This is a genomic window from Streptomyces fuscichromogenes (genome assembly GCF_014645815.1).
GTDB lineage: Bacteria > Actinomycetota > Actinomycetes > Streptomycetales > Streptomycetaceae > Streptomyces > Streptomyces fuscichromogenes.
Map to the genome: position 1 here is coordinate 182,436 of NZ_BMML01000012.1, position 25,330 is coordinate 207,765.

General features: G+C 72.3%; 23 protein-coding genes and 1 pseudogene. 11 read left to right on the top strand and 13 right to left on the bottom strand.

Annotated features, from left to right (window positions below; translation table 11 throughout):
* Positions 1 to 14: 14 nt before the first annotated feature.
* From IEZ11_RS26155 to IEZ11_RS26180, 6 genes are all read right to left on the bottom strand, one after another.
* On the bottom strand, positions 15 to 818 hold the full coding sequence (locus IEZ11_RS26155) for an ABC transporter permease (protein ID WP_189265318.1): 804 nt from the start codon (positions 816 to 818) through the stop codon (positions 15 to 17).
* Positions 815 to 1,579 carry an ABC transporter permease gene (locus IEZ11_RS26160; RefSeq protein ID WP_189265319.1) on the bottom strand — a complete coding sequence of 255 codons (765 nt, stop codon included), beginning with the start codon at positions 1,577 to 1,579 and terminating at the stop codon, positions 815 to 817. Before IEZ11_RS26160 ends, IEZ11_RS26155 begins: the two co-directional genes overlap by 4 nt.
* Positions 1,576 to 2,541 (bottom strand): ABC transporter ATP-binding protein, encoded by a 966-nt coding sequence (locus tag IEZ11_RS26165; protein WP_189265320.1) that lies wholly within the window; start codon positions 2,539 to 2,541, stop codon positions 1,576 to 1,578. Before IEZ11_RS26165 ends, IEZ11_RS26160 begins: the two co-directional genes overlap by 4 nt.
* A complete protein-coding gene (locus tag IEZ11_RS26170) occupies positions 2,538 to 3,356 on the bottom strand; it encodes a P-loop NTPase family protein (protein WP_189265321.1) in 819 nt (272 codons plus the stop codon). Before IEZ11_RS26170 ends, IEZ11_RS26165 begins: the two co-directional genes overlap by 4 nt.
* A 259-nt stretch (positions 3,357 to 3,615) precedes the next feature.
* Positions 3,616 to 4,989: a helix-turn-helix domain-containing protein gene (locus tag IEZ11_RS26175; protein ID WP_268239926.1), complete on the bottom strand. Its 1,374-nt coding sequence runs from the start codon at positions 4,987 to 4,989 to the stop codon at positions 3,616 to 3,618.
* Positions 4,990 to 5,037: 48 nt separating this feature from the next.
* Positions 5,038 to 5,232, bottom strand: coding sequence for a hypothetical protein (locus IEZ11_RS26180; RefSeq protein WP_189265323.1), 195 nt, complete (start codon positions 5,230 to 5,232; stop codon positions 5,038 to 5,040).
* Between the two features lie 129 nt (positions 5,233 to 5,361).
* On the opposite strand from IEZ11_RS26180, the gene IEZ11_RS26185 reads away from it, so the two are divergent.
* Together IEZ11_RS26185 and IEZ11_RS26190 are read left to right on the top strand one after the other, a co-directional pair.
* Positions 5,362 to 7,134 (top strand): hypothetical protein, encoded by a 1,773-nt coding sequence (locus tag IEZ11_RS26185; RefSeq protein ID WP_189265324.1) that lies wholly within the window; start codon positions 5,362 to 5,364, stop codon positions 7,132 to 7,134.
* A 125-nt stretch (positions 7,135 to 7,259) separates the two neighbouring features.
* Positions 7,260 to 7,490 (top strand): hypothetical protein, encoded by a 231-nt coding sequence (locus IEZ11_RS26190; protein WP_189265325.1) that lies wholly within the window; start codon positions 7,260 to 7,262, stop codon positions 7,488 to 7,490.
* A gap of 26 nt (positions 7,491 to 7,516) precedes the next feature.
* Here the strand turns inward: IEZ11_RS26190 and IEZ11_RS26195 are convergent, their stop codons facing one another.
* Positions 7,517 to 10,753 carry an AfsR/SARP family transcriptional regulator gene (locus tag IEZ11_RS26195; protein ID WP_189265326.1) on the bottom strand — a complete coding sequence of 1,079 codons (3,237 nt, stop codon included), beginning with the start codon at positions 10,751 to 10,753 and terminating at the stop codon, positions 7,517 to 7,519.
* Positions 10,754 to 10,969: 216 nt separating this feature from the next.
* Positions 10,970 to 12,352 (bottom strand): glutamate decarboxylase, encoded by a 1,383-nt coding sequence (gene gad, locus IEZ11_RS26200; RefSeq protein WP_189265327.1) that lies wholly within the window; start codon positions 12,350 to 12,352, stop codon positions 10,970 to 10,972.
* A 686-nt stretch (positions 12,353 to 13,038) separates the two neighbouring features.
* Here gad and IEZ11_RS26205 point away from each other — a divergent pair.
* The 3 genes from IEZ11_RS26205 (at position 13,039) to IEZ11_RS26215 (ending at position 14,310) form a co-directional block, all read left to right on the top strand.
* Positions 13,039 to 13,401 carry a maleylpyruvate isomerase N-terminal domain-containing protein gene (locus IEZ11_RS26205; RefSeq protein ID WP_189265328.1) on the top strand — a complete coding sequence of 121 codons (363 nt, stop codon included), beginning with the start codon at positions 13,039 to 13,041 and terminating at the stop codon, positions 13,399 to 13,401.
* A gap of 289 nt (positions 13,402 to 13,690) precedes the next feature.
* Complete coding sequence (locus IEZ11_RS26210; protein ID WP_189265329.1) at positions 13,691 to 13,930, top strand: hypothetical protein; 240 nt, start codon at positions 13,691 to 13,693, stop codon at positions 13,928 to 13,930.
* A complete protein-coding gene (locus IEZ11_RS26215; RefSeq protein ID WP_189265330.1) occupies positions 13,930 to 14,310 on the top strand; it encodes a toxin Doc in 381 nt (126 codons plus the stop codon). The genes IEZ11_RS26210 and IEZ11_RS26215 overlap by 1 nt, the downstream gene beginning before the upstream one ends.
* A 196-nt stretch (positions 14,311 to 14,506) precedes the next feature.
* On the opposite strand, the gene IEZ11_RS26220 is transcribed toward IEZ11_RS26215, so the two are convergent.
* Both IEZ11_RS26220 and IEZ11_RS26225 read right to left on the bottom strand, forming a co-directional pair.
* A complete protein-coding gene (locus IEZ11_RS26220; RefSeq protein WP_189265331.1) occupies positions 14,507 to 16,678 on the bottom strand; it encodes a TerD family protein in 2,172 nt (723 codons plus the stop codon).
* Between the two features lie 171 nt (positions 16,679 to 16,849).
* Complete coding sequence (locus IEZ11_RS26225; protein ID WP_189265332.1) at positions 16,850 to 18,067, bottom strand: GNAT family N-acetyltransferase; 1,218 nt, start codon at positions 18,065 to 18,067, stop codon at positions 16,850 to 16,852.
* Between the two features lie 310 nt (positions 18,068 to 18,377).
* On the opposite strand from IEZ11_RS26225, the gene IEZ11_RS26230 reads away from it, so the two are divergent.
* The 4 genes from IEZ11_RS26230 to IEZ11_RS51080 all read left to right on the top strand — a co-directional run bounded on the left by IEZ11_RS26230 (position 18,378) and on the right by IEZ11_RS51080 (position 21,821).
* Entirely contained in the window at positions 18,378 to 19,616 is a 1,239-nt protein-coding gene (locus tag IEZ11_RS26230) for a 4-hydroxybenzoate 3-monooxygenase (RefSeq protein WP_229713363.1), read from the top strand.
* Positions 19,617 to 19,983: 367 nt separating this feature from the next.
* Positions 19,984 to 20,568: a hypothetical protein gene (locus tag IEZ11_RS26235; RefSeq protein ID WP_189265334.1), complete on the top strand. Its 585-nt coding sequence runs from the start codon at positions 19,984 to 19,986 to the stop codon at positions 20,566 to 20,568.
* Between the two features lie 133 nt (positions 20,569 to 20,701).
* The gene (locus IEZ11_RS26240; RefSeq protein ID WP_189265335.1) at positions 20,702 to 21,157 is read left to right on the top strand and encodes a DUF1153 domain-containing protein; all 456 of its coding nucleotides are present in this window, start codon (positions 20,702 to 20,704) and stop codon (positions 21,155 to 21,157) included.
* A 112-nt stretch (positions 21,158 to 21,269) separates the two neighbouring features.
* On the top strand, positions 21,270 to 21,821 hold the full coding sequence (locus IEZ11_RS51080; protein WP_229713364.1) for a hypothetical protein: 552 nt from the start codon (positions 21,270 to 21,272) through the stop codon (positions 21,819 to 21,821).
* Positions 21,822 to 22,057: 236 nt separating this feature from the next.
* Here IEZ11_RS51080 and IEZ11_RS26250 read toward each other — a convergent pair whose 3' ends face one another.
* Complete coding sequence (locus tag IEZ11_RS26250) at positions 22,058 to 22,279, bottom strand: hypothetical protein (RefSeq protein WP_189265336.1); 222 nt, start codon at positions 22,277 to 22,279, stop codon at positions 22,058 to 22,060.
* 155 nt (positions 22,280 to 22,434) lie between these two features.
* On the opposite strand from IEZ11_RS26250, the gene IEZ11_RS26255 reads away from it, so the two are divergent.
* Positions 22,435 to 22,785, top strand: a complete 351-nt coding sequence (locus IEZ11_RS26255) for a hypothetical protein (RefSeq protein ID WP_189265337.1) — start codon at positions 22,435 to 22,437, stop codon at positions 22,783 to 22,785.
* Between the two features lie 68 nt (positions 22,786 to 22,853).
* Here the strand turns inward: IEZ11_RS26255 and IEZ11_RS52760 are convergent.
* A pseudogene (locus tag IEZ11_RS52760) lies at positions 22,854 to 23,341 on the bottom strand (transposase); the annotation flags it as partial.
* 160 nt (positions 23,342 to 23,501) lie between these two features.
* On the opposite strand from IEZ11_RS52760, the gene IEZ11_RS26265 reads away from it, so the two are divergent.
* A complete protein-coding gene (locus IEZ11_RS26265; protein WP_189265339.1) occupies positions 23,502 to 24,245 on the top strand; it encodes an alpha/beta hydrolase in 744 nt (247 codons plus the stop codon).
* Positions 24,246 to 24,546: 301 nt separating this feature from the next.
* On the opposite strand, the gene IEZ11_RS26270 is transcribed toward IEZ11_RS26265, so the two are convergent.
* The gene (locus IEZ11_RS26270) at positions 24,547 to 25,218 is read right to left on the bottom strand and encodes a formylglycine-generating enzyme family protein (RefSeq protein ID WP_189265340.1); all 672 of its coding nucleotides are present in this window, start codon (positions 25,216 to 25,218) and stop codon (positions 24,547 to 24,549) included.
* Between the last annotated feature and the right edge of the window lie 112 nt (positions 25,219 to 25,330).

Consider the following 25,330-nt stretch of genomic DNA (forward strand, 5'->3'; position numbering starts at 1 on the left):
GGGGTGGGGCGGCTTCAGGTACCGAACTCGATCGCTCCGGTCCGTCGGCCGCGCCGTGCGACCCACCCGAAGCCGAGCACCGCCACGGCCAGCCAGCCGGCGCCGGTGACCGCGCCGAGCAGGGCCTGGAGGAGCACGTGGACCGGTGGGGCGCCGTCGAGGACACCGCGCAGCGCGTCGAGTTCGTGGGTGAGCGGAAGGGCCTGGGCGACGGCCCGGACCGGCGGGGGCCAGTAGTGGACGGGCACCTGGACTCCGCAGACGGCCATCATGCCGAGATAGGCCACGTTGGAGACGACGTTGCGCAGGCCCGGCCGGTCGGCGACGAACGCGGCGAGGGCGAGCCCGACGCAGTAGGTGCCGAGCGAGGTGAGCAGCACCAGCGGTACCGCCGCGCAGGCGCTGCCGGCAGTCCAGCGCAGGCCGAAGACGGGGCCCAGGGCGAACAGCGCGACGAGCGAGGTCGCCGTGCCGCTGATCACCCACTGGAGGCTGCGCACCACGAACGTCCAGGCGAGCCGGGCGGGCGCGGCGACGAGCAGGGGCAGGGTGCCGAGCGACCGTTCCCAGGCGCTGGAGGCGACGACCATGGTGGCCTCGACGGCGCAGACCATCAGCGCGTTGCCGGTGACGAGGAACCGCTCGTCGCCGCCGGTGAGACGGCCGATCAGGGTGAAGAACACGACCTGGCTGAGCATCCGGACGAGCCAGCCGAACAGCCAGGTCCGCCAGGTGTACACGGCGGCGAGGTCGGCGACGGCGATGGCGCTGCCGTGCCGCAGCAGGGTGAGCGCCTCGGGGCGCGGGCGGGTGTTCACGCGTGCCCCAGGGTGCCGAGGACCCGGACCCGGGCCAGCACCCGGCGCAGCAGCACTCCGGCGCAGGCCAGCCCGGCCGCGGCGAGCAGCCCCAGGGCCAGCAGCTGCACCGGCAGGTCGCGGGGCGGCCCGGCGCGGAAGGCGGACCGCAGCAGATCCGCCGACCAGGACAGGTAGACGAGCCGGCTGACCGGGTGCAGCCAGTGCGGCAGTTCGCCGATGGGCACCACGATCCCGGACAGCAGGTAGAGGGGGAAGCTCAGCGAGTTCTGGTACGGCCGCCCGCCCCGGGTCAGTACCAGCAGGGCGGCGATGACGGCCGCCGTGCAGGCGGTGGTGAGGGAGGTCGCGAGGATGCCGAGGACCAGGGGGAGCGGATGACGCACGGTCAGGTGGACACCGAAGCAGCGGCCGACCGCCCAGGCCTCGGCGAAGGCGAGCAGGCCGGTCGCGGTCACCGCGGAGATGCGGCCGGCCACGACCTGGGCGAGGCCGGCGGGGGCCGCGACCGTGGGTTCCAGCGTGCCGTTGTAGCGGTCGCGGTCGATCAGGTCCCCGGCGGTGAACAGGGCCGTCGACCACAGGGCCATCAGCGTCGGGGCGATGATCGCGTCGGGGGCGAGGCCGGGCCGGTGCGGGGCGTCGGTCATGGCCAGCAGGATGAGCGTGTACAGCGGCACGGTCGCCAGGATGTGCAGGTCGCCGGGGGAACGGCGGAGCAGGGCGGCCTGCAGACCCAGGCCGGCGCGGAAGGCGTTCACCGGACGACCTCCATGCCTCGGTCCCCGATCAGCCTGAGGTAGACCTCTTCGAGGCCGGGCCGGGCGGTGGCCAGTTCGGTGACCCCGGCGTCGATCAGCAGCCGCAGGACGGGCGCGAGCGCCTCCCGGTCGGTGACCTCGATCAGGGTGGTGGTGCCGTCGGCGCCGTCGTGTACCGAGGTGACGTCGGGGCGGGCGCGGAGCGCGTCGGCCAGCCGCGCGGGCACCCCGGTCGCCTCGATGCGTTCGTGCCGGGACAGCAGGGCGCCCAGCTGCCTGGGGGTGGCGGTGTGCAGGATGCGCCCGCCGTCGATGAGGGTGGCGCGGTCGCAGACCGTCTCGGCCTCCGCCATGTCGTGGGTGGTGAGCAGGACGGACCGGCCCTCGCCGCGCAGTTCGCCGATCAGGGTGCGGAAGTCGCGGGCGGAGACGGGGTCCATGCCGGTGGTCGGTTCGTCGAGCAGCAGGACCCGGGGGTCGTGCATCAGGCCGCGGGCCAGGTGCAGGCGCTGCTTCATGCCCCGGGAGAACGTCTCCACCCGTTCGTCGGCGTGCCCGGTGAGCCCGAACCGCTCCAGCAACCCGGCTGCCCTGCCACGGAGTTCACGGCCCGGCACGCCGTACAGGGCGCCCCAGTACAGGAGGTTGCGGCGCGCGGAGAGCCGGCCGTACAGTCCCCGGTCGCCGCCGAAGACGCAGCCGATCAGCGGGCGGACGGCGGCGAGTTCGGTGACGACGTCGTGGCCGAGGACCCGGGCGGTGCCGGCGTCGGGCACCAGGACGGTGGCCAGGATCTTGCAGAGGGTGGTCTTCCCGGCCCCGTTGGGGCCGAGCAGGGCGTGCACCTCGCCGATGCCCACGGTGAGGTCGATGCCGTCGAGGGCGGTACGCGGGGTCCCGCGGCCGCCGCGGGACGACGACGGGAAGTGGCGACGCAGTCCGAGGACCTCCACGGCGTTCATCGCGGCGCCTTCGCGAGGGGCGGGACGTCGAGCAGCCGGGTCAGGCCCGATGCCCCGACGCCGTCGGCCCGGTAGTCGCACATCACGTCGAGTCGCTCCGGTGATCCGTCGTATCCGGTGGGCGCCGGTGTCTCGGCGATCCGGGCGAGAACGGGCAGACCGGTGGCCCCGGCGAGCCGGACGGTGAGGGCGTCGGCCGCGGGGCCGTCGGCGACCCGGTTGAGGACGAGGCCGAGCAGCAACCGCCGCAGGCCGGGGGTGAGCCGGTCCCGTAACCGGGTCAGGGCGACGGGGTCGGCGTTGCGGGCGTCGGCGACGACCAGCACCGGCAGTCCGGCCCGCTCGGGCAGGAGCTGGTTGGCGAGGTCGGCGGCGGCCGGCAGGTCACCGGCTCCGGCGGCTCCCTCCACCAGCAGCCATGGCCCGGCGCGGCGAGCGGTCAGGCGCTGGAAGCCGTCCTCGACCGCCTCCTGGCACAGGCGCCGCAGCCGGTCCGGCAGGCTCGTGAGATCGAGGCTGTCCGCCCCGGTCACCGCGGCCCGTCCCAGTAGTCGTCCCCGTACGTAGAGGTCGCCGTCGGGGGCGCCGGGGGTGGCCAGGTCGACCAGGACCGGGTTGTGCCACCACTCGGGGACCACGCCGGCGGCCGCACAGCTCTGCACGACGCCGCGCCGCCAGGGCGGCAGCGACCGGCCGGCCGGTTCGTCCGGGGCGACGACGGCGACCGCCTTGAACGGGGCGCACGCCGTTCCGCGCCGCAGGAGAGTGCGCAGAATTCCGATCGAAACACCGGTCTTGCCCACGCCGGCACCCATTCCGAGGACCGTGAGGCCATGCCCGCCGAACGATATGGATTCCGTTCTCTCCACGCCGGGCCCGTCCTTCCGTGTGTGGTGCCGATGTCTGCCTGCCCAACCATGGTCACATGTTCGTGACTTAGGAGTCAATATTGGAGTCACATTTCTTTGAGAGGTTCGGGAAACAGTACGCGGGAGTGCGTCACACGGAAACGCGAAAGCCCCGCGGACCTGTCGGTCCACGGGGCGGATGAAGGGTACGGCCGGAGGGCGGAGGTCAGCCGGCGGCGGCCGTACCGCCGCGCGGCTCCGTCGCGGTCGCGGGGATCCCGCCGGAGCGGTAGCCGAGACAGCGCAGGCTCTCCCGGTAGGCCTCCAGGCTGCCCGGGACATCACCGGCGTCCTGCTGGATCTCCGCCAGTTCCGCCCAGGCGAACCCGGCCTGACGGGTGGCCTCGGAGGCCTCCAGAGTGAGCGCGGCCCGCTCGCAGGCCTCCCTGGCCTGCTCCGGCCGGCCCTGCCGCAACTCGGCCCTGGCCAGCACCAGCAGCGTCCGCGCGGTCTGCAGCCGGTGACCCGTTCCCAGCAGGGCGAGGGCGGAGCGGGCCCGGTCCGCGGCGCCGGCGCTGTCGTCCAGGGCGAGATCGGCACGGGCCAGCGCGGTCTGGCAGTAGGCCTGGTCGACGGTGCTGCCGTGCCGGCTCAACTCCCGCTCGGCAAGCGTCAGCTGTTCCCGCGCCGCGACGGCGTCCGGGGTCTCCGCGTCCAGCAGCACGACCGCATAGGCGTTGCGCAGCCGGGCCATGGCGCGCTGGTCCTCGCCCTCCGCGTACAGGGCGAGCGCCCGGCGGACGAAGGCCAGAGCGTCGGTCGCGCGGCCGGCCCGGTGCGCGACCAGGCTGGCGTTCCAGTAGGCGGCGCCGCGGGCCCGGTCGTCGGTCAGCCGCTCGGCCTGCTCGATCGCGCGCGACGCGAGGTATCCGGCGCGGTGCAGGTCACCACGCTCGGTGTAGAGGCCCACCAGGGTCGAGGTCAGTTCGACGGCGGTGACGGACGCCGCGATGCCGAGCCGCTGCAGGTCGGCCAGTTTCGACTCGGCCAGTTCCACGGCGTGCGCGAGGTCGCCCAGCTCGCGGTAGCAGCGGCACAGGGCGATGACGACGGCCAGGTCGGAGACCGATCCGGGTCCGTCGGTGTCGCCGTCGCGCAGCCGCTCGTACTCGACGAGGGCCTCCTCCAGGCGGCCCAGCGCCTCCAGCGAGCGCGCGACACCGAAGCCCGCGGCGGAGCGGACCTCGGCGGGCCCCTCCTCGCCGGACCGCTCCCGGACCGCGACGAAGGCGTCCAGCGCCACCTGCGGCGCGCCGTCGGCCAGCGACATCTCCGCGTACGACAGCTCCATCTCCAGGCTGCCGGAGGGATCGGGAGCCAGGCACTCCAGCAGATATGCGGGCTCGCACTCCAGGCGCACGGCGATACGGCGCAGCACATCCTCGGAGGGGGTGCGCTTTCCGCTCTCCAGGAGCGAGATATAGCTGTGCGACAGATCGTCGCCCGCGAGATCGCTCTGCGACATTTTCTTGAGTCGGCGCTGCTTTCGAATACGCGAACCCAGTTCCACCATGTCGGACACAGAGGTCAACCTTCCCATATGTCACTGGGAAGGTAACCAGACTGTCCAACGCCTAGTCAAGTGACATCAGCAGCAGGGCGGGAAGTCCGCGCTGGGCGCCGCCGCCACGGCATCCGGCGTCCGCGCCGGGTGGCCGGTCTCCCCGGTGCCGGGCTGCAGGGTCAGCAGTGCCAGCAGGGCGACGGCGGCGAGCGAGAAGCGGGACACGGACCGGGCCGAACGGAACCGGGACATGATCATGGAGAGCCTCCTGGCGTTCATCCGCTGTGGTTACGGACCGATCGTGCGGTGCCCCGGTCTACGCGGGATCTACGTCCGCTGTACGGCCGGAAGGCATGGTGTTCACCGCCGTAGAGACAGAGTTGAATGCACGCCGTCACGATCGCCGTCATGGATCTCGTCACGGCGCGCCGGTTCCAGGCGGCGTACGCGGGGCTGGGCGGCCGGGGCTCGCTCACCGAAGTACTGTTCCGGCTCGCGGCCCTGACCGCGCTGCACGGACCCGACGCCCCAAGGGAGTTGCTGACCGCGCTGGCGGCCGAACCCGCGGCCGCCGTCGGCACCGCCCGCTCCTTCCTGGCCACCGGCCGACCGGCCGCCCAGGGCACCGGCGGCCTGGTGCGCGAGCTGCTCGCCCACCGTCCGGCGGCGCCGCCGTACGACATCGTCCACCCGCCCCGGCTGCCACCCGCCCTGGAATCACTGCGGGACCTGATCGTCCTCGCCCGCGCCCGGCTGCCCGGCGGCGGCCCGGCCGGCCCGGGGCCCGTCGTCGGCGCGGGCCGCCCGGTCGAGCAGCCGGTCGGCGGCTCGACGATCCTGGTCAGCCCGCCGGACCGCGGCTACGCACTGGTCCTGGCCCGCGACCGGTACGGCCACGCCCCGGAGCTCGCCGCCCTGCTGCACCGCCTGCGACCGCGACTCACCCCGTCGGAGGCGGCCTGGGCGCTGTGGGCGTACATCCATCACCAACGTCCCCCGCACCCGGTCGACTTCCTGCTGGTCACCCACGACGACACGGCGCTGAGCCTGCGATGGCGCTACCGCCCCTGGCCAGGACGCGCCGATCCGCTAGGGCTGTGCCGTGACCGGCTGCCCGCGGTGGCGCCGATCCACCCGGGCGGCGAGATCCTGCTCGGCGGCGACGACAACCTGGTCACCGTACGGGCGGCCGCCGCGACCATCACCGAGGTCACCGTCGAGCACCGGACCGGCCGGCCCGTGAGCGCACTCGTGTGCGCCACCCCCTCCCGGCACCACCCGCCCGCGCCACGACGGGCGGCGGCACGGGCCCTGACCCTCCTCGGCGGATACCGCGGACCGGACGTCACGAGCGTCGCCTGCGGCCAGGTACGCCTGGACCGCGCGCTGGGCCCGGAGCAGGAGACCGGCGTCGCGATCGGCGCTGCCGTACTGCGCCGCCTGCTCACCGCACAGCGGACGGCACCCCTGCTCACGGCCCCGATGGACGACGACTCCGCACCGGTCCGGCTGCCACCCCGGGACTACCGGGCCTACCTGCGGCTACGGCTGCCCCGCTCGCCCCGGTCGCCGCTGCGCGTGGTCCCCCGGTCCAGCCCACTGCTGTACGCGATCGCGGCGGTCCTCTACCGGCGGCTGCTCGCCCTGGGCCTCGGGGAGCGGGTGCAGCGGCACGGCGGCAGCCTCTTCATCGACCTCGGCAACGGAGCCCTCCCGGAGCTGGTGGCGGACACCGCCGCCGCGGCCCGCGGCGGCGGACTGCTCCTGGAGGCGGCCCTGTTGACCTATCGCACCGCCCCCGCCCGCTTCGACGCCTACCTCCAGGACCGCTTCGGACTGCCCGTGGACCTCCACCGGACCATCGCCGACGCCCTGGACGAGAGCGGCGGGCACCTGACCGGGACGGGCCCGGCGGTCGGCCCGGCGGGGTCGTTCGCCGCACTCACCGACCTGGCGTCCCCGGACCCGGGCGTCCGCACGCTCGTCGGTCAGGTGCTCGCGGACGCCGCCGACGGCGCGGTCCACCTCGACGTCCTCGACGCCTACTACACGGCCCAGCGGCAGCGGGTCCGGGAGCTGACGACCCTGCTGCGGCTGCCCTTCCGGCTGCTCACCCTGCACTTCTCCACGGCTACCGGAGAGGTGACCTTCCACGACACGGGGGTCGGTTCGGTGCCGTAGATCCGAAAGATCCGAAACGTATATCCGCCGTAGAGCGCGTCCTGCCACGGTGGTGATCAGCCCAAGGCCGCACCCAGGCACACCAGGGCGCCCCGACACACCCGGGGACACGGAGAGGATTCGGCATGCACACCAGAGACGCGTTGCTCGCGGACGTACGGCGACCGGTACGGCGCTCGGTCCGGGCGGTGGCCCTGGCCGGCGCGGCCGTCGCCCTGCTGCTGGGGGGCGCGTGGGAACTGTCGACCCCGGCCCACGCCACCGGCGACCCCGGGACGAGCCGGATCCAGTCCAACGCGACGCCCCGCTCGGACGACTGGAACAACACCGGATCGGTCCCGACACCGACGAGTTGATCCCCGGCCCGGCCGCCGGACAGTCCCTATCGGACCCCCAACCCGTCCAGCAGCCTGCGGGCGTCGGCCGCGTCGGGCAGGCCCAGCCCGGTGAACACGGTGACGGCCTCGGCGAGCCGCAGTGCGGCCTCCTCGGTGCGGCCGGCCTCGGCCAGGGCCCGGCCGAGCGCGACCAGGGCATGACCGTGGTCGCGCTCGGACCGGCCGTCCGAGCTCCGGGCGACCGCCCGCTCCGCGATCGCCACCGCCTCGACGGCCCTGCCCATGGCCCGCAGGGTGTCGGCGAGCCGGTAGTGGGCCTGTGCCTCCCGGCTGTGCAGTTCCATCGCCCGGCACACCCCCAGGCACTCCGTGTACTGGACCACCGCGTCCTCGTACCGGCCGAGTTCGTGCATGGCCTGGCCCAGCACGGACAGCGCGTACGCCACACCCTGATGGTCGGCCGTGGCACGCAGCGCCTCCAGGGCGGCCTCGCAGGCCACCACGGCCTCCTCGGCGCGCCCGCCGCGCAGCCGGGCCAGCGCCGCGTTCACCGTCGTCACCAGTTCACCGGAGCGCTGGCCCAGCTCACGGGCGAGCGCGGCCGCCTCGTCCAGCCGCTCGACGGCCTCCTCGTAGCGGTGCTCGAACAGCGCGATCAGACCGAGGTCGTTGAGCGTCTGGCAGAGGATCGCCGCGTCCCCCGTCTCCCGGCAGTGGCTCTCGGCCACCCGCAGATGCTCCCTGGCGTTGGCGAGCCTCGTGCTCTGCACGGCGATGTTGCCGCACAGGAAGCGGGCCCGGCCCACGGTGCGGCGGTCACCCTGCGCCTCGGCCGCCTCGGCCACCGCCACGGCGGCCTGCACGAGTTGCTCCCGCTGCACATACGGCCCGAAGGCCGTCAGGGCGATCAGCAGGTCGACGGCGGCCGGCAGCAGCGCGGCGGCGCCCTGCCCGGCCGCGGGTGCGGACCGCGCTTCCCGGGCGGCCGCGAGCACGGCGGAGAAGGCACCTTCCGACTCGGTGGCCGCCCAGATCCGGGCCGCGCGCACGTCCTCGAGCCGGGTACCGGCCGAGCGGGTGGCGCTGAGCGTGGCGGCGACCGCGTCGCCGGGGACGGCTCGCTGGAACGCTCCGGCCGCGGTGGCCAGGAGGAAGTCGAGCTGCCGGTCGAGCGCGAGCAGCCGTTCGGCCGGGGTGGTGTGCTGGTGTGCGAAGGCGCGGAGCAGGTCGTGGTAGCGGTAGCGGCCGGGGTGGGTGGTCTCCAGGAGAGAGGCGTCGACGAGGGATTCGAGGTGCTCCTCGGCGCTGCTTTCGCTGAGTTCCAGTACGGCGGCCGCGGCGGGGAGCCCGATTTCCGGGTCGCAGACCATGGCGATCTGCCGGAACGTCCTGGCGTGCGGCTCCGGCAGCTGCTGGTAGCCGATCTCGAAGACGGCGGCCACGGTGAGGTCGCCGGCGCGCAGTTCGGTGATCCGGCGGCGTTCGTCGGTCAGCCGTGCTGTCAGTGAGGCGGCGCTCCAGGTGGGGCGGGACGCGAGCCGGGCCGCCGCGATCCGTACGGCGAGGGGCAGCAGGCCGCAGCTGCGGACGAGTTCGCGTGCTGCCGCCGGGTCTTCGGCCGGCCGGGCGGGGCCGATGATGCGTTCCAGGAGTTCGAGTGCCTCGTCGGTGTCGAATCCGGGCAGGTCGACCCGGACGGAGGTGGGCAGTCCCCACAGCCGGGACCTGCTGGTGATGAGGACCGCGCAGGTGGCGGAGCCGGGCAGCAGCGGGGTGATCTGGGCCGGGTCGCGGACGTTGTCCAGGAGGATCAGGGTCCGGCGGCCGTTGAGCAGGGAGCGCAGCAGGGCGGCCCGGTTGTCGAGACTGTCCGGCACGAACTGGGCTGCCACACCGAGTGCGGTGATGAAGCCGGTGAGGACCACACCGGGGTCGGCCGGATCGTGCTGGGCGCCGCGCATGTCGGCGTAGAGCTGACCGTCCGGGTAGCCGTCCCGCACCTGGTGGGCGGCCCGTACCGCCAGGGCGGTCTTGCCGGCCCCGCCCATCCCGGTGATCACGGCGACCGGCGGCACCCCGTGCCGCCGCGCGATGCCCACCAGGCACGACTGATCCGCCCGGTCCGGGTCCAGCGTGTCCATGAGCCGGTCGAGGGCGGCGATCCGTCCGGTGAAGTCCGCGATGTCGGGAGGAAGTTGGGCCGGGACCGGGTGGGCGCCGACCGGAGTGCCGCCGGTCTCCCGGGGCAGCACGGGCTGTCGGCGGTCTTCGAAAGGTGGGGTGGTAGCCGTCCCCGGAACCACCAGGGCCGGGGCCGGTGCGGGCGACAGGGGCAGCGTGGCCGTCGGGACGACCGAGGGCCGGGGCTGGCGCGTGACGGTGTCCGGAGGGCTCACGGCGGTCCGGGCGGGGGCGTGGGCGGGGGTGTTGGCGGTGGCCGATAAGCGGTCCAGGCCACCGCCGCCGCCCGTCCCGGTCCCCGTCCGGAGCGTGACTTCGGCGCGGTTCCCCCGGTCCGAGGGGTGGGCGGGATCGTCGGCGAGCAACTCCTGGTGGAGTTCGCGCAGTTCACGGCTGGGATCGACGCCGAGCTCGTCGGCGAGGTGACGGCGCAGCCGGTGGTAGACGGCCAGCGCGTCGGCCTGCCGGCTGGCGGCGTGCAGGGCCCGCATGTACAGCGCGTGGAAGCGCTCGCGCAGCGGATGGGCGCTGACCAGGGCGCCGAGTTCGGGCACCGCCAGCAGGTGCATGCCCTGCCGTATCAGCACGTCGAAATGCTCCTCCAGCAACGTCAGCCGCAACTCGTCGAGCCGGTGCCGCTGTTGCTCCGCGTGCGGCCCCGGCACACCGGCCAGCGGCTCGCCCCGCCACAGCGCGAGGGCCTGTCCGATCCGCTCGCCCGCCACCGTCAGCCGCCCGGCGTTGCGGTGTTCGACCGCCTGGACGGCCAGTTGCTCCGCCGACACCGCGTCCACGGCTTCCGGCGGCAGCGCCATCCGGTAACCGTCTCCGACGGAGAGCAGGGTGCGCTGCTGCGACCGCGACTCCGTGAAGGTCTGCCGCAGCCGCCAGGCGTACGTACGGATGGTGGCCGCTGCCGAGTGGGGCGGTTCGTCGCCCCACACGGCGTCGACGAGTTCCTGCATCGAGGCGGACCGCCCTGAGCGCAGCAGCAGGACCGCGAGCATCGCCTGCTGCTGCGGCGAGCCGACCCTGACCGACTGCTCCGCCCGGACGGCCCGTATCTGCCCCAGGACGGCGAACCGAATGCGCTCGGACATGACGCCCCCACCCCCCGCACCCACACCGATTGAGCCACTGACCGTACCAACCCCCACAGTCCACCTGGCCAGACGCCCCACCACGACCCGCTCAACTGTGACCTCCCACACACCGTTTCCGGAAGAGGGGGCCCGACCTGCCCCGGAGGCCTTCCTCGCGGACCGCCGCGCCCCCGGCCGGCGCGGGTGTGGACGTGGTCCCGGGTGTGCCGACTCTCAGGCGGTGGTGAGGGGTTTGACGATCGGCGCGGGCATGGACCGGCCCGGATGGAGCTGGCGGGTGACCTCTGTGAGGTCGGCGATGAACATGCCCGCGAGTTCGGCGGTGAATCCGGTGCGGACGACCAGGCGCAGGACGCAGACGTCCTGGCAGGGGGAGGGGAGCGGATAGGCGGGCAGGTGCCAGCCGCGTGCGCGCATGGCGTGGGAGACGTCGAAGACCGTGAAGCCGTGGGTGCCGTGAGCCAGCCGGAAGGCGAAGGCGGGCAGTTCGGATCCGTCGGTGACGAGTTCGTAGGGCGGGATGGCCCGGATGCGGGTGGCGAGGGCACGGGCCGTCGTACGGCTCTGGATCGCAAGGGTGCGCAGACCCTCGAAGCCGTACCGCAGGAAGCTGTAGTACTGCGCGACGACGTGGGCGCCCGGACGGGAGAAGTTGAGCGTGAAGCTGGGGGAGCGGCCGCCGAGGTAGTCGACCTCGAAGACCAGTTCGTCGGGGAGGGCCTCGGCGTCCCGCCACAGGGCCCAGCCCAGGCCGGGGAAGACGTGCCCGTACTTGTGGCCCGAGGTGTTGATGGAGGCGACGCGTTCCAGCTGGAAGTCCCACATCAGGTGAGGATCGAGGAAGGGGGCCACCATCGCGCCGGAGGCGCCGTCGACGTGCACGGGGATGTCGGTGCCGGTGGCGGCCTGGTAGCCGTCCAGGGCCATGCAGATGTCGGCGACGGGGTCGTAGGAGCCGTCGAAGGTGGAGCCCAGGACGGTGACGACGCCGATGGTGTTGTCGTCGCAGTAGGCGGTGAGGGTGTCCGGGGTGAGGTGGTAGCAGCCGGGCTCGGTGGGGACGTAACGCGGCTCGACCTCGAAGTAGTTGGCGAACTTCTTCCAGCAGACCTGGACGTTGGCGCCCATCACCAGGTTGGGGCGGGCGGTGTCCTTGCCCTGCGCGCGCCGGCGCGCCTGCCAGCGGCGCTTGAGCGCGAGGCCGCCGAGCATGGCGGCCTCGCTGGAGCCGGTGGTGGAGCAGCCGCGGACCTGCTCCGGGCGCGGTGCGTGCCACAGCCGGGCGAGCATCCGCACGCAGCGCTCCTCCATGGCGGTGATCTGCGGGTACTCGGCGCGGTCGGCGAGGTTCTTCTCCGCGGTGTCGGCCATCAGCTGCCGTGCCTGCGGTTCCATCCAGGTCGTCACGAAGGTGGCGAGGTTGAGCCGGGCGTTGCCGTCGAGCATCAGCTCGTCGCGCACCCGCCGCAGCACCAGATCCGGCGACGAGGCCGACTCGGGCAGTTCGTCGAGCGGTACGAGGAGGTCGGTGGCGGCGGGCGGGGCGAGGGTGTCGAAGTCGGTCGCGAAGACGACGTCGGTATCCGGGATGGGCATGTGTGCCTCGGTGCTTTCTGGTCCGTGTGGCCCCCGTGCGCTTTCGACGCTAGATCGCCGCGCGGTGCGACATGTGTGCCGATTGCACCGATTCAGCGATCGGTTTGCGTACCGATGAACTGAATTTTCCCTTGCGTATACGGGCGCGTGGGCGGCGGCGGGGATTTCCCGGCGACCGGCAGAGCCATCGTGCGCGACGGGTCGAGGCTGGAGTGACGCCCGCCGGCCTCGCCGACGTGCCACCCGCTGCCGCGCGGCATGCCGCCGATCCGGTCCTGGCGCGGCCGACGGTGCCGCCGGCCGGACAATCCCCACGTCGGCAAGAGCCACGACCGCGACCACCTGCGGCGCCGGTCCCGCCATCACGGCACCGGCGGCAGGGCGCAAGGCTTCACCGGCCTCGCCTGGCACCCTCGTCCGCCATGGAGGGCGGTCCGTCCGCGAGAAGGCCGGCGATCGACCGGCGCCGGCGGACTCCTCGCGGGCCCGGTCGATCGTCCGCGCCCGGATCGGCAGGGCCGTCGAGCGCCGTGCCGAGCGGATCCGTTACCGCCCCGATCCGGTGGACGCCCGCCCGGCTCCCTCCGGTCCGATCGCGGACGGCTGACGTGCGGTGGGTTGCCGGCAGGCTCCCGGTGAGGGTATTCGATGGCCGACCCACGGTTCCTGGCTGACAGGCTGTGGCCATGAGTTCCGAGTCCAACGGCTTGTCCGCCACGTCCTGGCTGGGCGACCCGATCGACGCGCGTGCCCTGTTCGGTCCGGAACTCAGGTCGCTGCTCGACACGCTGCGCGGTCTGTCCGCCTCCGACTGGAGCAGGACGGCAGCCGGGCACTGGACGGTGCATGCCGTTACCGTCCACCTCCTGGGCGACCACCACGGCCGCCTGGGCCACCACCACCGGAACGACTTCGCCGTCGGCGAGACGGTCGAGGCGTTCATCCACCGCACGAACCAGGAATGGGTCGACCTGCACGCCGACGACAGCCCTGCTTCGCTCATCGACGCCCTGGCGGCGGCAGGCACACAACTTGCCCGGCGACCGTGATCCACAGGCCTTCGTGCAGGCCGTCGAGGTGGCCCGCCGCGAACCACGGGGCGCACGGGACGGTGTCGGGCCCCGACATCCGGTAGCTGGCCGCCCCGTTGCCCCGGGAGCCCAGGCCGCCGAACCGGGAATCCGCCGCCGCGGCAGCGTGATCAACCCTCGCGGACTCGCGGGACTCGCGGCTCCGACGGCTGGGAGGTGTCCGGGACGACTGCGGTCCCGCGCCTGGTGCACCTACTTCACCGAGCAGGGTTTCACTCGCCGGCACCTAGTAGGTACCATCATGGGTATGCCATCCCTGAACGTGTCCTTCACCGACGAGGAACTCGAAGGCGTGCGGGCCGCGGCCGCCGCCGAGGGCAAGAGCCTCAAGCAGTATCTGCACGACCTCGGCATCCGCGAGATGCAGCGCAAGCAGTTCGTCGCCGGCGCGACCGAGTGGGCCGAGCGGCTGCGCGGCGAGTTCGACGAGGCCTTCCCCGACGAAATGCCACCGGCCGAGCGCGGCACCGGGGCCGCTGCCGCCTGATGCCGCCTTTCTACATCGACGTCTCCTGGCTGCTCGACGTCCAGGAGAACGCGCTCGGTCACGACGACCTGTCCGTCTCGGACTACTCGGCGCTGGTGGCCGCCGTCGCTCGCCACAAGACCCGGCTGCCCACCCTCGCGGCCGCCGACCCGGACACCGCCTGGCGTGCCGCGGCCCTGCTGCACACGATCGTGCGCCTGGAGCCGCTCCCGCACCGCAACAGCCTGTACGCCGCCTTCATCGCCGCCCAGTACATGGCGCAGGCCGGCGAGGGCATCGATCCCCCCTACGGTGCGCTGCCCGACCTGGTCCGCAAGGTCCGCGACAGCCGCATCAGCGTCCAGGACGTCGCCCACCAACTGCGAGGCTGGAAGCTGTAGTTCCCGGCCGCCCGATCCTGAGGCGAACAGCCACCGGCTGCCGCGTCCGCGGGTACCGGCGCACACGAAGAACCGGGAGGCGCCGAACGGGCGCCTCCCGGTCGAGGTCGACGGCGAGGAAAGCGAAGGGACTCGTTTCAGTAAAGGAGTTGAGAAGGAAGCCCCTTCATGGCCTCGCCGCGGGCAACGCTAGCACTCAGCCGGGGATCAGGTCGCGCAGGTTTTCGAGGGTGATGACCCGTGAGCCCGGATGCAGTCCCTCGGGACGTGCGAGGCCGATGTACGTCACGGGCTCGTCCGGGACGTGTTCGCCGTCCCACAGGTCCACGGTGGTGGAGTCGTCGGCCATCAGGCCGGTCAGGTACCGCACCGTCAACTGCTCGCGCTCCACGACGGCGCGTACCAGCTTCGCCGCCGATGCCTGGTTCTCCTCGATCCGGTTGGCCGACGAGAGTCCCCTCAGGTACACATGCAGCCACTTCGCACGCCACCGGCCGTCGTCCCCGCGCCGGAACACCAGCGGCAGCGCCACCCGGCCCACCCCACGCAGCTCCGACTTCATCCGCACCGTGCGCGGCTCGAACGGCCGGCCCTTGCGCTCGCCGTCGCGCAGCATGAAGCCGAAGAACGACTCCTCGACCTCCTCGAAGCCCTCGCCGGCGTAGATGTTGACCTGCGGGACGATGAAGGTGCTGGGCACGCGGTCCAGGGTCAGGTCGATGAACTCCGAGGCCCCGTCGGGCGCCTCGGTGACGTCGCCCGAGTGCCTGCCCCCGACGGTCTTGAGCGACGTGTAGGAGAGCCAGGTGTCGGTGCTGTAGTCGGCGTGGAGAAGCAGTGCCGACAGGTCGTAGTCGGTCCGGTGCCTGGTCTCCTTCCAGTACACGAAGAAGCGCAGCCGTTCGCCGTCGACCACGGAGACCGAGCCTCGCGGCAGTACGCCGAACCCGGCCGCGGTCGCCCGGCCGCTGAGCGGAAGCGCCACGTCGAGGACATCGGGGTCGAGCAACAGCCGGCCCGGTGCCGGGAGCCGACGACGCAGCTCGGTGTCGAGGGCGGCGATCAGGCGATCGCGGTCGGCGGCAGGTACCGGCGGCCGGGAGTCGGGGGTCACCCAGGCGCGGCCCCGGCGGTTGACGAAGACCCGGGGTTCGCCGCTCTGACGTGCCCGGTTGTGGAGATGCTCGCGCACCGAGAGCACGACCCGGCCGGAGACCTCGGGAGCGACCTGCACCGCGGCGGCCACCACCGCGTCCCGTTCGTCCTGGTCGGCGGCGATGCGCAGCAGGAGGTCCAGGGTGCGGAACAGCCTGCCGGGCGCGGACGTCAGCAGCTTCACCGCACCGAGGACGTCGGAGGCGTCGAGCAGCTGCTCGATCCGGCTGCCGAAGGACCGGGCCTCCTTCTCGCCCCGCGCGACCGCGAACACCTCGGCGGCGTGCGGCCGGCCCGGATACTCGTGCGGGTGGAGACGCTCGCCGAGCCGCTTGAAGGGCTCGCGGTGCGCGTGCACGTCGGCGAGCTTCGCGGGGTTCGCCGCGACCACGGCGTCGAGACCCGCGAGCAGTGCCCGTCGCCGCGGTCGCGACAACGCCCGGAACCGGGTCGGCTCCTGCAGCGTCACGTCGCCGCCCGACAACGCGCAGGCCAGCCGCAGCACATCGGTGACGGTGTCGAGGAGGAGGTCCGCCCCGACGCCGAGGCGGCCCTCGTTGACGACCGCCCGGTTCTCCCGGACCGGGATCGCCTCCGGCTGGGGGCCGAGCGCACACCGTTCGGCGAGGGCCTTGAGGTCGCGCAGGTCGTCCTCGCCCAGCGGGGTCGTGCTGCCGGCCAGGGCCAGGTACAGGTCGGTGAGTTCGTCCTCCAGGTCGCGGCCGAGACGCAGGACGGTGACCCGGTCGCCCGCCGAGGCGATCAGTTCGTCCTGCGCGGCGAGCATGTCCTCGTAGGTGTGCTGGTAACGGCCGTACGTGGGAAGGCTGAGCAGGTCCAGCACCCCGTGCCCCAGCTGCGTCAGCACGCCCTTGCGTGACTTCTCGTCGCCGAGCGCCTTGGCCACGCACCGCATCCAGAACTCCTCGGTGTCCGGCACGTTCGCCGGAAAGTCGATGAAGTACGAGTTGTGCCGTACGTGGTCGCCCACCATCTCGCTCACGGTGCGCAGCGTCCGCCTGGCGGTGTGCACGACCGCGGCCTCGGACAGCCCCGACAGCCGCTCCAGCAGCTCCGCCGAGAGCTTGAAGCCCACGGTTGCCAGCGCCGCGTCGAACTGCCGTGCGGCGATGGCTCCTTCTCCGGCGGAACCCTGAGGGGAGGGAAGGCGGTGGGTGTGCCGGATGACCAGCGATTCGAAACTGTGCGCCATTCGGGGATGATCGCAGAGGCACGAGAACCGGCGCACAGGAGTTTTCTGTCCGCACTCCGACGCTGTGATCACACCTGCGACAGCAAGCCGTGACGGTGCCGGCCATGGGCCGGCTCCAGCCCGGTCGCCGTCACCGCCGTCCCCCCGCTCCTGGCCACGGCCACCACACGGTCAGAACCAGTGCAGGCAGTGCGGCGAGCGGTCGGTGTGGAAGAGGGCGTCGGCGAGGGCGGCCGCGTCCGAGTGGTGGGCACGGACGTGTCCGGCACGTACGAGTGTGCTCGGGGTGGTGCCGCCGAGGTAGACCGAGCCCAGGTCGCGCACGTCCAAGGACAGGTCGGGCTGCAGGTCCGTCGGGACGCAGTCGGCCTTGCCGTCCCGGACGGTCAGCAGATAGCGGCCGTGCTCGCCGAGGAACGGGTCCGCGACGTCGAGGACGAGCTCGCCTTCCGCGAACCAGCCACGCGCGGTCAGCGCACGCGGGACATCCAGCAGCCGCACCCGGAGCCAGTCCATGTCGCCGGCCACCTCGCCGGCGCGGAAGTCCGCCAGCTGCCAGCGCAACGGATGCCGGGGCGGGACGTGGTGGAACACGACCTGACCGACCAGGTCGTGACCGAGCACGAACCGGGCCAGGGCCGTGAAGACGGAGTCGTCGCAGGCGATCGTCTCGTCGACCGTCAAGGTGCCGGCGTCGACCGAGTAACTGGCGTACCCGTCCGGGACACCGCCGGCGTCCCGGTGGACGGCGACGTGGCGCGGTGCCGGCGCGATCGGGGGCTGCCCCGCGCGCAGGGCCCACCAGCGGTGCGGCCGGGACAGCGCGCCGGGCTGGGCGCGGCGATACCGGTCGTAGACCTCTTCCAGGATCTCGCCGCACTCGCTCCGGCGCAGCACCTCGACCGAGCCGGTCGTCGGTCCCTGGGCGACTCCGCGTGCCCGGGGGAGGGCGAGGGCGGCCCGGTGGCGCGGGACCGTCAGCCGCCCCGTATAGGTGGCCGGTCCGTAGCCGAACCTGCCGTAGATCGTGGCCTCGGAGGCCAGCAGCACGGAGAGGAACTCCCCGCGGTCGCGCAACTCGGTGAGCTGATGCCGCATCATCGCGCTGAGTACGCCCTGGCGCCGGTGGGAGGGCAGCACGCCGACGGCGGTCACCCCGGCGGCCGGGACGGGGGTCTCACCGGGCAGGGTGAGCTCGAAGGAGTACGCGGCGGCGGTCCCGACGGCCCGTCCGTCCGCCGTCACGGCGAGCAGGCAGCGGTCTATTTCGAGCGCCGACCACCAGAGCCCACCGCCCTCGACCGGGGTCTCCGGGAAGCGCCCGAACGCGGCATGGACCGTGTCGACGAAGACGTCGAGATCCTTGTCGGTCGTGGGACGGATCTCCATAGCCGTGGGCCTCCTCGGGATACCGGCACCACGACTCGCGGTGTCCGGCCACAGTGCAGCGCCGACCCGTGCCCTGGTCAAACGAATTACAGCGCGGAGCATGCGCCGACCTCGCGGCTGTACTTGGCTGGACCTCGCGGCTGTACTCGACTGCCGCGCTCGGCAGCGCGGGAGCCGGCGGGCGGCGGACACACGCGGAGAGCCGCACATCCTGTGTCCCGTTCCCCGTCTTCCGGCTGTGCGGTCGCGGCCCGGAGTGGGTCGTGTCCGTTCCGGCGGCGCTCGGCTAGGCTGCCTGGGGAGGTGCCAAGTGGCCGGTGTGGAGCGGCAGTTGGATGACGTGCCGGAATCCGTGACCGTTGTGGTGATCGGCGCGGGTCCGGCCGGTCTGACCGTTGCCACGCTGCTGCGCCGGTGCGGTATCGACTGTGTCGTCCTGGAGCGCCGCAGCCGCGCGCACGTGGCACAGCGTCAACGGGCCGGCATCGTGGAGGCCCGTGCCGTGCGGATGTTCGAGTCCTGGGGGCTGGCCGACCGGGTGCTGGACGGTCCGCCGCACGACGGCATCCTGGAGTTCCGGGTCGACGGTGAGAGCCACCTCGTCGCCGACCGTGACGGTTCCGCGGGCTCGGGGGCGCGTCTGTGCCCCCAACAGGTCCTGGTGCGCAATCTCACCGACGCCTACCTCGCCGACGGCGGAGACCTGCGCTACGAGGCGGCCGATGTCACTGTGCATGGTCTGACCGGCGACCGCGCCACCGTCCGTTACCGTTCCGCCGACGGCACCCGGTATGCGATCGGCTGCGCCTTCGTGGCCGGCTGCGACGGCGAGCACGGCGTGTCCCGTGGCTCCGTCCCCGACGGCGTCCTGACCGCCCACACCTTCGATCACGGCATCGGCTGGCTGACCGTCCTGGCCGATGCCCCGCCCCCTCCCCGTCCTCTGCTGGCCGTCAGTCCGCAGGGCTTCGCCGCGCACTTCCCCCGCGGCCCGCACAGCAGCCGTTACTACCTGCAGTGCCCGCCCGACGACCAGCCCGCCGCCTGGCCGGAGGACCGCATCTGGGACGCCCTGCGCACCCGTCTCGCCGACCCTGCTCTCCCCGCCGGCCCGATCACCGACCGCGAGACCTTCCGGCTGCGCAGCCTCGTCAGCGACCCGATGCGGTACGGCCGGCTGTTCCTGGTCGGGGACGCCGCCCACATCGTGTCCCCGATGGGCGGCAAGGGCATGAACCTCGCTCTGTACGACGCCGATCTGTTCGCTCGGGCCGTCCGCGACCACGTCCGCGACCGCGACGACACCGCACTGCGCACCTACTCCGAACGCTGTCTGCGGCGCGTGTGGAGCGACCAGGAGTTCTCCCACTGGCTGACCCGCACCGTCCACGACGCCGGCGACGACACCCGCTGCGGCCCCTTCCTGCGCCGCCTGGCCCGCGCCCGTCTCGACCGTCTCTTCACCTCCCCGACGGCCGCCCAGGCCTTCGCGGAGCTCATGACCGGCCTCGACCCCGCCCCGGACCGCCCGGCCCCTGCCGGCCGCTGACCACCGTGACGGAGGCGCGCTGGGACCGGCGCGGTCCGGCCGCGGCCCGGTGAGCACGACGCCCGGCGGCGATTTGCGCGTTTTACCCGATTCATCCGGCTGGGTCAAGTCACGACCTGTCGGAACGTGACCCTCTGCTGTCCCCGGGGCTTACTTGAAGTGCGGGCCTCACCGGAAAGGAAATCCGGAACTTGAATGAGGCAGAGCGGTGGAAAGGAAATTCCGGCGGAGTTTTCTTCTACTGCTGGAACCGCAGATTGCCCCGTTCGGATGACCCGATGGAGACGGTTCGCCGGTTTCATCGTCCGAGTTCTTCGGGGCAGCCAGGAAAAACCCGTTCATCGACAGGAGAGAAATCATGACTCGTATGTCTCGCAACAGTGGCAGTGTCCGTTCCGGGCGGCGGGGCCTCGGCCTTGCGGCACTCGCGGCCTCGGCGGCGGTGATCGCAGGGGGTGTCGTCCTTCCGGCGTCCGCCGCGGTGGCCGCCCCGATGCCCGCGCATGTGGTGGGTCTCGTGCAGGGCGGGGGTGCCGGCGGTGATGGCGGTGCCGGTGGCGGTGGGCTGATCGGCGGCGGTGGGGGCTCCGGCGGCTCCGGCGGCGGCAGCGTCCTGGGTACCGGCGGTGACGGGGGCAAGGGCGGCAACGGCGGCGCAGGCATCCTGTCCGGCGGTGGTGGCGGTGGCGGTGGCGGCGGTGGCGACGGTGTCGTCGGCGGCAACGGCGGTGCGGGCGGCAACGGTGGCACCGGCCTGTTCGGCGGCAGCGCGGGCTCCGGCGGCTCCGGCGGCTCCGGAATCCTGAAGGGCGGCAACGGAGGCAGGGGCGGCAACGGCGGCTTCGGTGTCTTCCAGGGCGGCAACGGAGGCAAGGGCGGCGCGGGCGGGCTCGGCGTCCTCTTCGGTGGCCTGGGCGGAGCCGGCGGTGCGGGCGGCGGCAGCATCTTCTGACCCTCTCGCCCGGTGGGGGCGACGGCCCGAACGGCCGATGCCCCCACCCCCCCCATTGACCAGCGCGTAGCGCCGGACGGCCGGCGCTGCGCACGCAGAACCACCACCCCGATCAAGGAGAACGGAGAACCCCATGTCCAGAACTCGCTGGCAGCGTCCGCTCGTCCTGGCGGTGGCCTCGCTGGCCCTCGCCACGGGCACCGCCTGCGCCGCCCAGGCGGCGCCGGGTCTCACCACGGGCACCACCCAGACGGCCCCCACCGCCCCGTCCTACTGCGGCCGGGGCGGGGAAGGCGGGAAGGGCGGAGCGGGAGGGCAGGGCGGCGCGCCCGGCCGGCCGGGAGAGCCCGGCAAGCCCGGCCAGCCCGGCTGCCTCACGTTCCGGGACCTGCCCGACAAGCCCAAGGCGGACCTCACGGGCCTGGACAAGATACGGATCGTGCTGATCGTCGAGTCGGGGCAGGCGAAGAAGGCCGACGTCGTCAAGAAGTACAAGATCTCCGAGAAGGAGTTCGACGCCTGGGACAAGCAGTTCCGTGACGGGGACTGGGCCGCGCTGCTGGGCGTGAATTCCCTCTTCGGCTCCTGAGGAATTTCCCTGACGCCTCGGCCCGGTGCGGGCCGGGGCGTCCTTGTCAAGCCCCGAGTTCCCATACGAGAAGCCACCGAACAAAAAATAATTCTTTGGAAAGAGGAATGTCATGGCTATACGTTCGTGGAAGATCCGCCTCGGTCTCACCGTATCGACCGCTCTCACCGTCGGTATGGCGGCCGGCGCACTGGCACCGGCCGCGATGGCCGCGCCGGCGCAGCAGCACCGTACGGCGGCCGCTCGGCAGCTCCCCGCCGACAGCGCCCGGCCGGGCGGCGGCCAGTTCGGCACTGTCAAGGTGAGCGACGGAAGTGTGCGGATCGGCGACCGGCTCTGTGCCGGCAGCTGCAACGCGACCGTCAACGGGAGCAACGGCAGCCAGGGGGGTATCTGCGCCGGACTGTGCAACGGCAGCGCCAACGGCGGCACCGGCACGGCCGGCGCACCCGGACGCGAGGGCGGCACCGGTGGAACGGGCGGGATCTGCGCCGGAATCTGCAGCGGCAGTGCCGACGGCGGCACGGGCGGCACGGGCGGAGCCGCGGTGGGCACCGGCGACGGGGGCCGCGGCGGCACGGGCGGCCGCGGCGGGATCTGCCTGGGGCTCGGCTGCGAGAGCGGCGGCACGGGTGGTGCGGGCGGCACGGGCGGTGCGGGATGATCGGCGATGCCCTGACAACTCGACGGACCCGCGCCCGTCGCCGGGTCCGGCCACCGAGCACGCCGCTGTACGAAGCGGAAGAGCCAGGACGCCGACCGCCTGCCGTCAGGCTCCTTCGTCCCTGGGGCCCACGCCGCCGGCCACGCCCGACGGGACAGTTGGTCATTGAGCACGCTCGTTGGCCTCTGAGCGCGGTGGTTGGCCAGCAGAGCGGCGTCTGGATCATCCTGCGAGCGTCAATTCCAGGGTTCCCGGTAGGGGTCTTCCCCCAGCAGTTTCGCTGCGGCCACGCAGAGGTCTTCGCCGAAGAGCTGGTTGCTGCCCCATTCAGAACCCCACAGGTCGGACGCGGCCTGGGCCACAGCGCGCCAGGAGTAGTCCTCATCGCATCGCCACGTCCGGATCTGAACAGCCATCTCCGGTGTGACCGCCGCCGGGTCGACAGTGTTGTGCGTCATCCCAGTGACCCTAGGGACGTTGCGGATGAAGCGGCCACCTGATTACTGACATGAGCTTTTTGGGGTGGGGGCAGCTGTTCCGCTGACGTGTGGTGATCTTCATTGGCCTGTCAGTGGGGCCAGGCCTGGACATGCGGTCCTGGCAAACTGGCACCATGACGAGGAAGCTGATGATCGTGCTCACCGACACGGTGGACGCTTCAGCCGACCGTGTGTTGGACCTCATTGGACGCAGGTTCGGCGGAGTCGTGGGACTGGATCCGGCACGGGTCGAGATCGACCGGGAGCACGGTCGGTTCGCCTGTCAGGGCGGCTGGTGGTACCGCGGAGAGTACGAGGTCACCGAGGAGGCCGGGCGCACCCGGGTCACGTATCGGGTCTTCAACGTGGCGAGCCGGGGCAGCAGGTGGGCCGTCCCCCTGGCCAACAAGTTCTTCGTCGGTTTCCGCGCCAGGACCACGGCAGGCTTCCGCGAGTTGCTGCGCGAGGCCGGCCGGAGCCACTGACTTCGGCACCTCATGGTGATGGTGGTGGGAGGCCGAGGGGAGTCCGGTTCCGGCGAGGAAGCCGTAGAGGTCCGCGAGCCGGGCCGCATCGCGATGATCCCGGCGGGCCGAGATCCGGCCGGAGCCGCGGCCGCAGACTCTCACGACCGGGGTGATCCCGCGCCGTCCCCCGGTGCGTCCGGTCGGCGGCCTACGGGTGAACCCGGCTCGGTCTTCGAAGCAGAACCATCCCCGGCAGGCCGCCCCGTGGTTCTACCTGCGCCCAGGTCGCCTCCTTCCAGGCGGCGACGGCCTGCTCGTCGCGTGCCGCGGCCCGTCGCGCGGGAACCTGCGGGTTGAAGCCGAGCCGGCACATCAGCCGGGTGGCTCCCGAGACGCCGTAGGAGAGGTGGAACTTCCGGCCGATCAGCGTCGCCACCCGCACGCCGGTCCAGACCTGGTCCTGGTCCCGGCCATGCGCGGCCGACCCCTCCTCGAAGCAGTCGGCCATTCTCTCCGGGCATGGCGGCGACAACTTGCATCGCTGCCCGACCGGTCCGCGCGCCAAAACCGTTTGGCGGACCACGGTGGCCGCTGCTACTTTCGCGGAGGCCGTGCGAGAGAACGAGGAGGTGGTACCCGTGAACGTATCGACATGGGTGCTCTCCTCCGGGGTCACGGTCGGGCGATAGGTCGTCCGGGAGCGCCGTTCAAACGCACTCCCGAAAGGCACGACCATGGCCCTTCACTTCACTTCCGAGCAACGCCTCGACGACGTCGTCGAGCGCGACTTCACTCTCGGTGAGATCCCCGGCATCCTGTGGACGCCCGGATCCGCAACCGCATCCGCACCGGTGCCGCTGATCCTGCTCGGCCACCCCCCGCTCGGACTGCGCAAGATGCACCCCCGGCTGGTGACGCGGGCCCGGCACGCCGCGGCGGACGGCTTCGCCGCGGCCACCATCGAACTCCCCGGGAGCGGTGACAGGCCCCGCCTGGCCGCCACCGAGCAGGCCCGCGTCGACCTGCGCCGGGTTACGGAAGCCGGCGAGCCGGTCAGCGACGAGATCATCGACGCCCTCGTCCTCCCGCTCGTCGACCAGGCGGTCCCGGAATGGCAGGCCGCCCTGGACGCGCTCCTGTCGTTGCCCGAGATCGGCGGCCCGGTCGGGTACTCGGGAGGAGTGATCTCCATCGGCATCCGGCTCGCGGTGGTCGAGCCGCGCATCGTGGCAGCCGGTCTCTTCGCCGGGAGTTTCGTGCCTCGAACCATGTTCGAGGAAGCTCGTCATGTGACCATTCCGCTGCACGTCCTGCTGCAGTGGGACGACGAGGGGAACGACCGGCAGGCAGCCCTGGACCTGTTCGACGCCTTCGGCTCCAAGGAGAAGTCCCTGCACGCCAATATGGGCGGGCACACCGGCGTCCCGCAGTACGCCGGGGACGCCGCGGCCCAGTTCTTCACCCGGCACCTGAAGTGAGGCCCGGCCCCCAGGACATCATCGGACGGTAGGCCATGCCGGCCAGGACGCTGCGCTGCCAGTCGAGGGCAGGTCCCGGCGCTCCTCCGCTGTTCGTACCGTGGGCCCCTGTCGACTCGGCAGGGGCCCACCCGGCCCGCGGAGATCTTGTAGATCCATCGTGGAGGGGCACTGTTCCGGTACCGGCGACCGGGGCCGTGTCTCAAGCGAACGGGTCCGATTCGCTCGACGTCTCAGGTGATCGAATCCGCCGGGCTGTTCGATCGGCGAACTGCGTCCGGGGACGGACACGAACCGGTCGTCACACGAGGGAACGCGCGACGCGGAATCCGACGTCGTCGACCTGGAAGGTCGGGTGGCTGCGGCGCCGCGCGGAGGCTCGGCAACTCCAGTGCTCATCAAACCAGCCACCGCCACGGAGCACCCGATAGGTGCCGTAGACCTCGGCGTCGTAGACGTCCCAGCACCAGTCCCAGACGTTGCCGAGCATGTCGTGGAGCCCCCACGCGTTGGGGCGTTTTCCGCCCACGTCGTGGATGCGACCGTGCGAGTTGCCGCGGTACCAGGCGATGTCGTCGAGCTCTCCGTAACGCGGTCCCGCCGTACCGGCACGGCAGGCGTGCTCCCACTCGGCTTCGGTCGGCAGCCGGTAGCCGTCGGCGGAAGCGTCCCACTCGACGCCCTCGTCATCGGCGCGGAGTTGGTACGCGGGCGTGAACCCGTCTTGCTGGGACAGGGCGTTGCAGAACCGCGCTGCGTCCCACCAGGAGACGGACTCGACGGGCAGCTGGTCACCCTGGGAGGTGCTCGGCCCCTGGCCTGTGATCTGTGTGTACAACGCCTGCGTGACCGGGAATGCGCCGAGTTGGTAGGGCGCAAGCTCGACCGACCAACTGCGCTGTGTCCGCCGGTCCGACAGCGTCACCAGCCCCGGCGGGATGGCGATCATCTCGATCCCCGTAATTGGCTCCATGATCAGGAAATCCTCACGAGACCTGCCTGTGCGAAACGGCGGAGCCGAACCAGACGGGCCGAGACAGCACCCTGCGCCAGGCGTCACGCGTCAGCGCCCCTGGCTCCGGGCT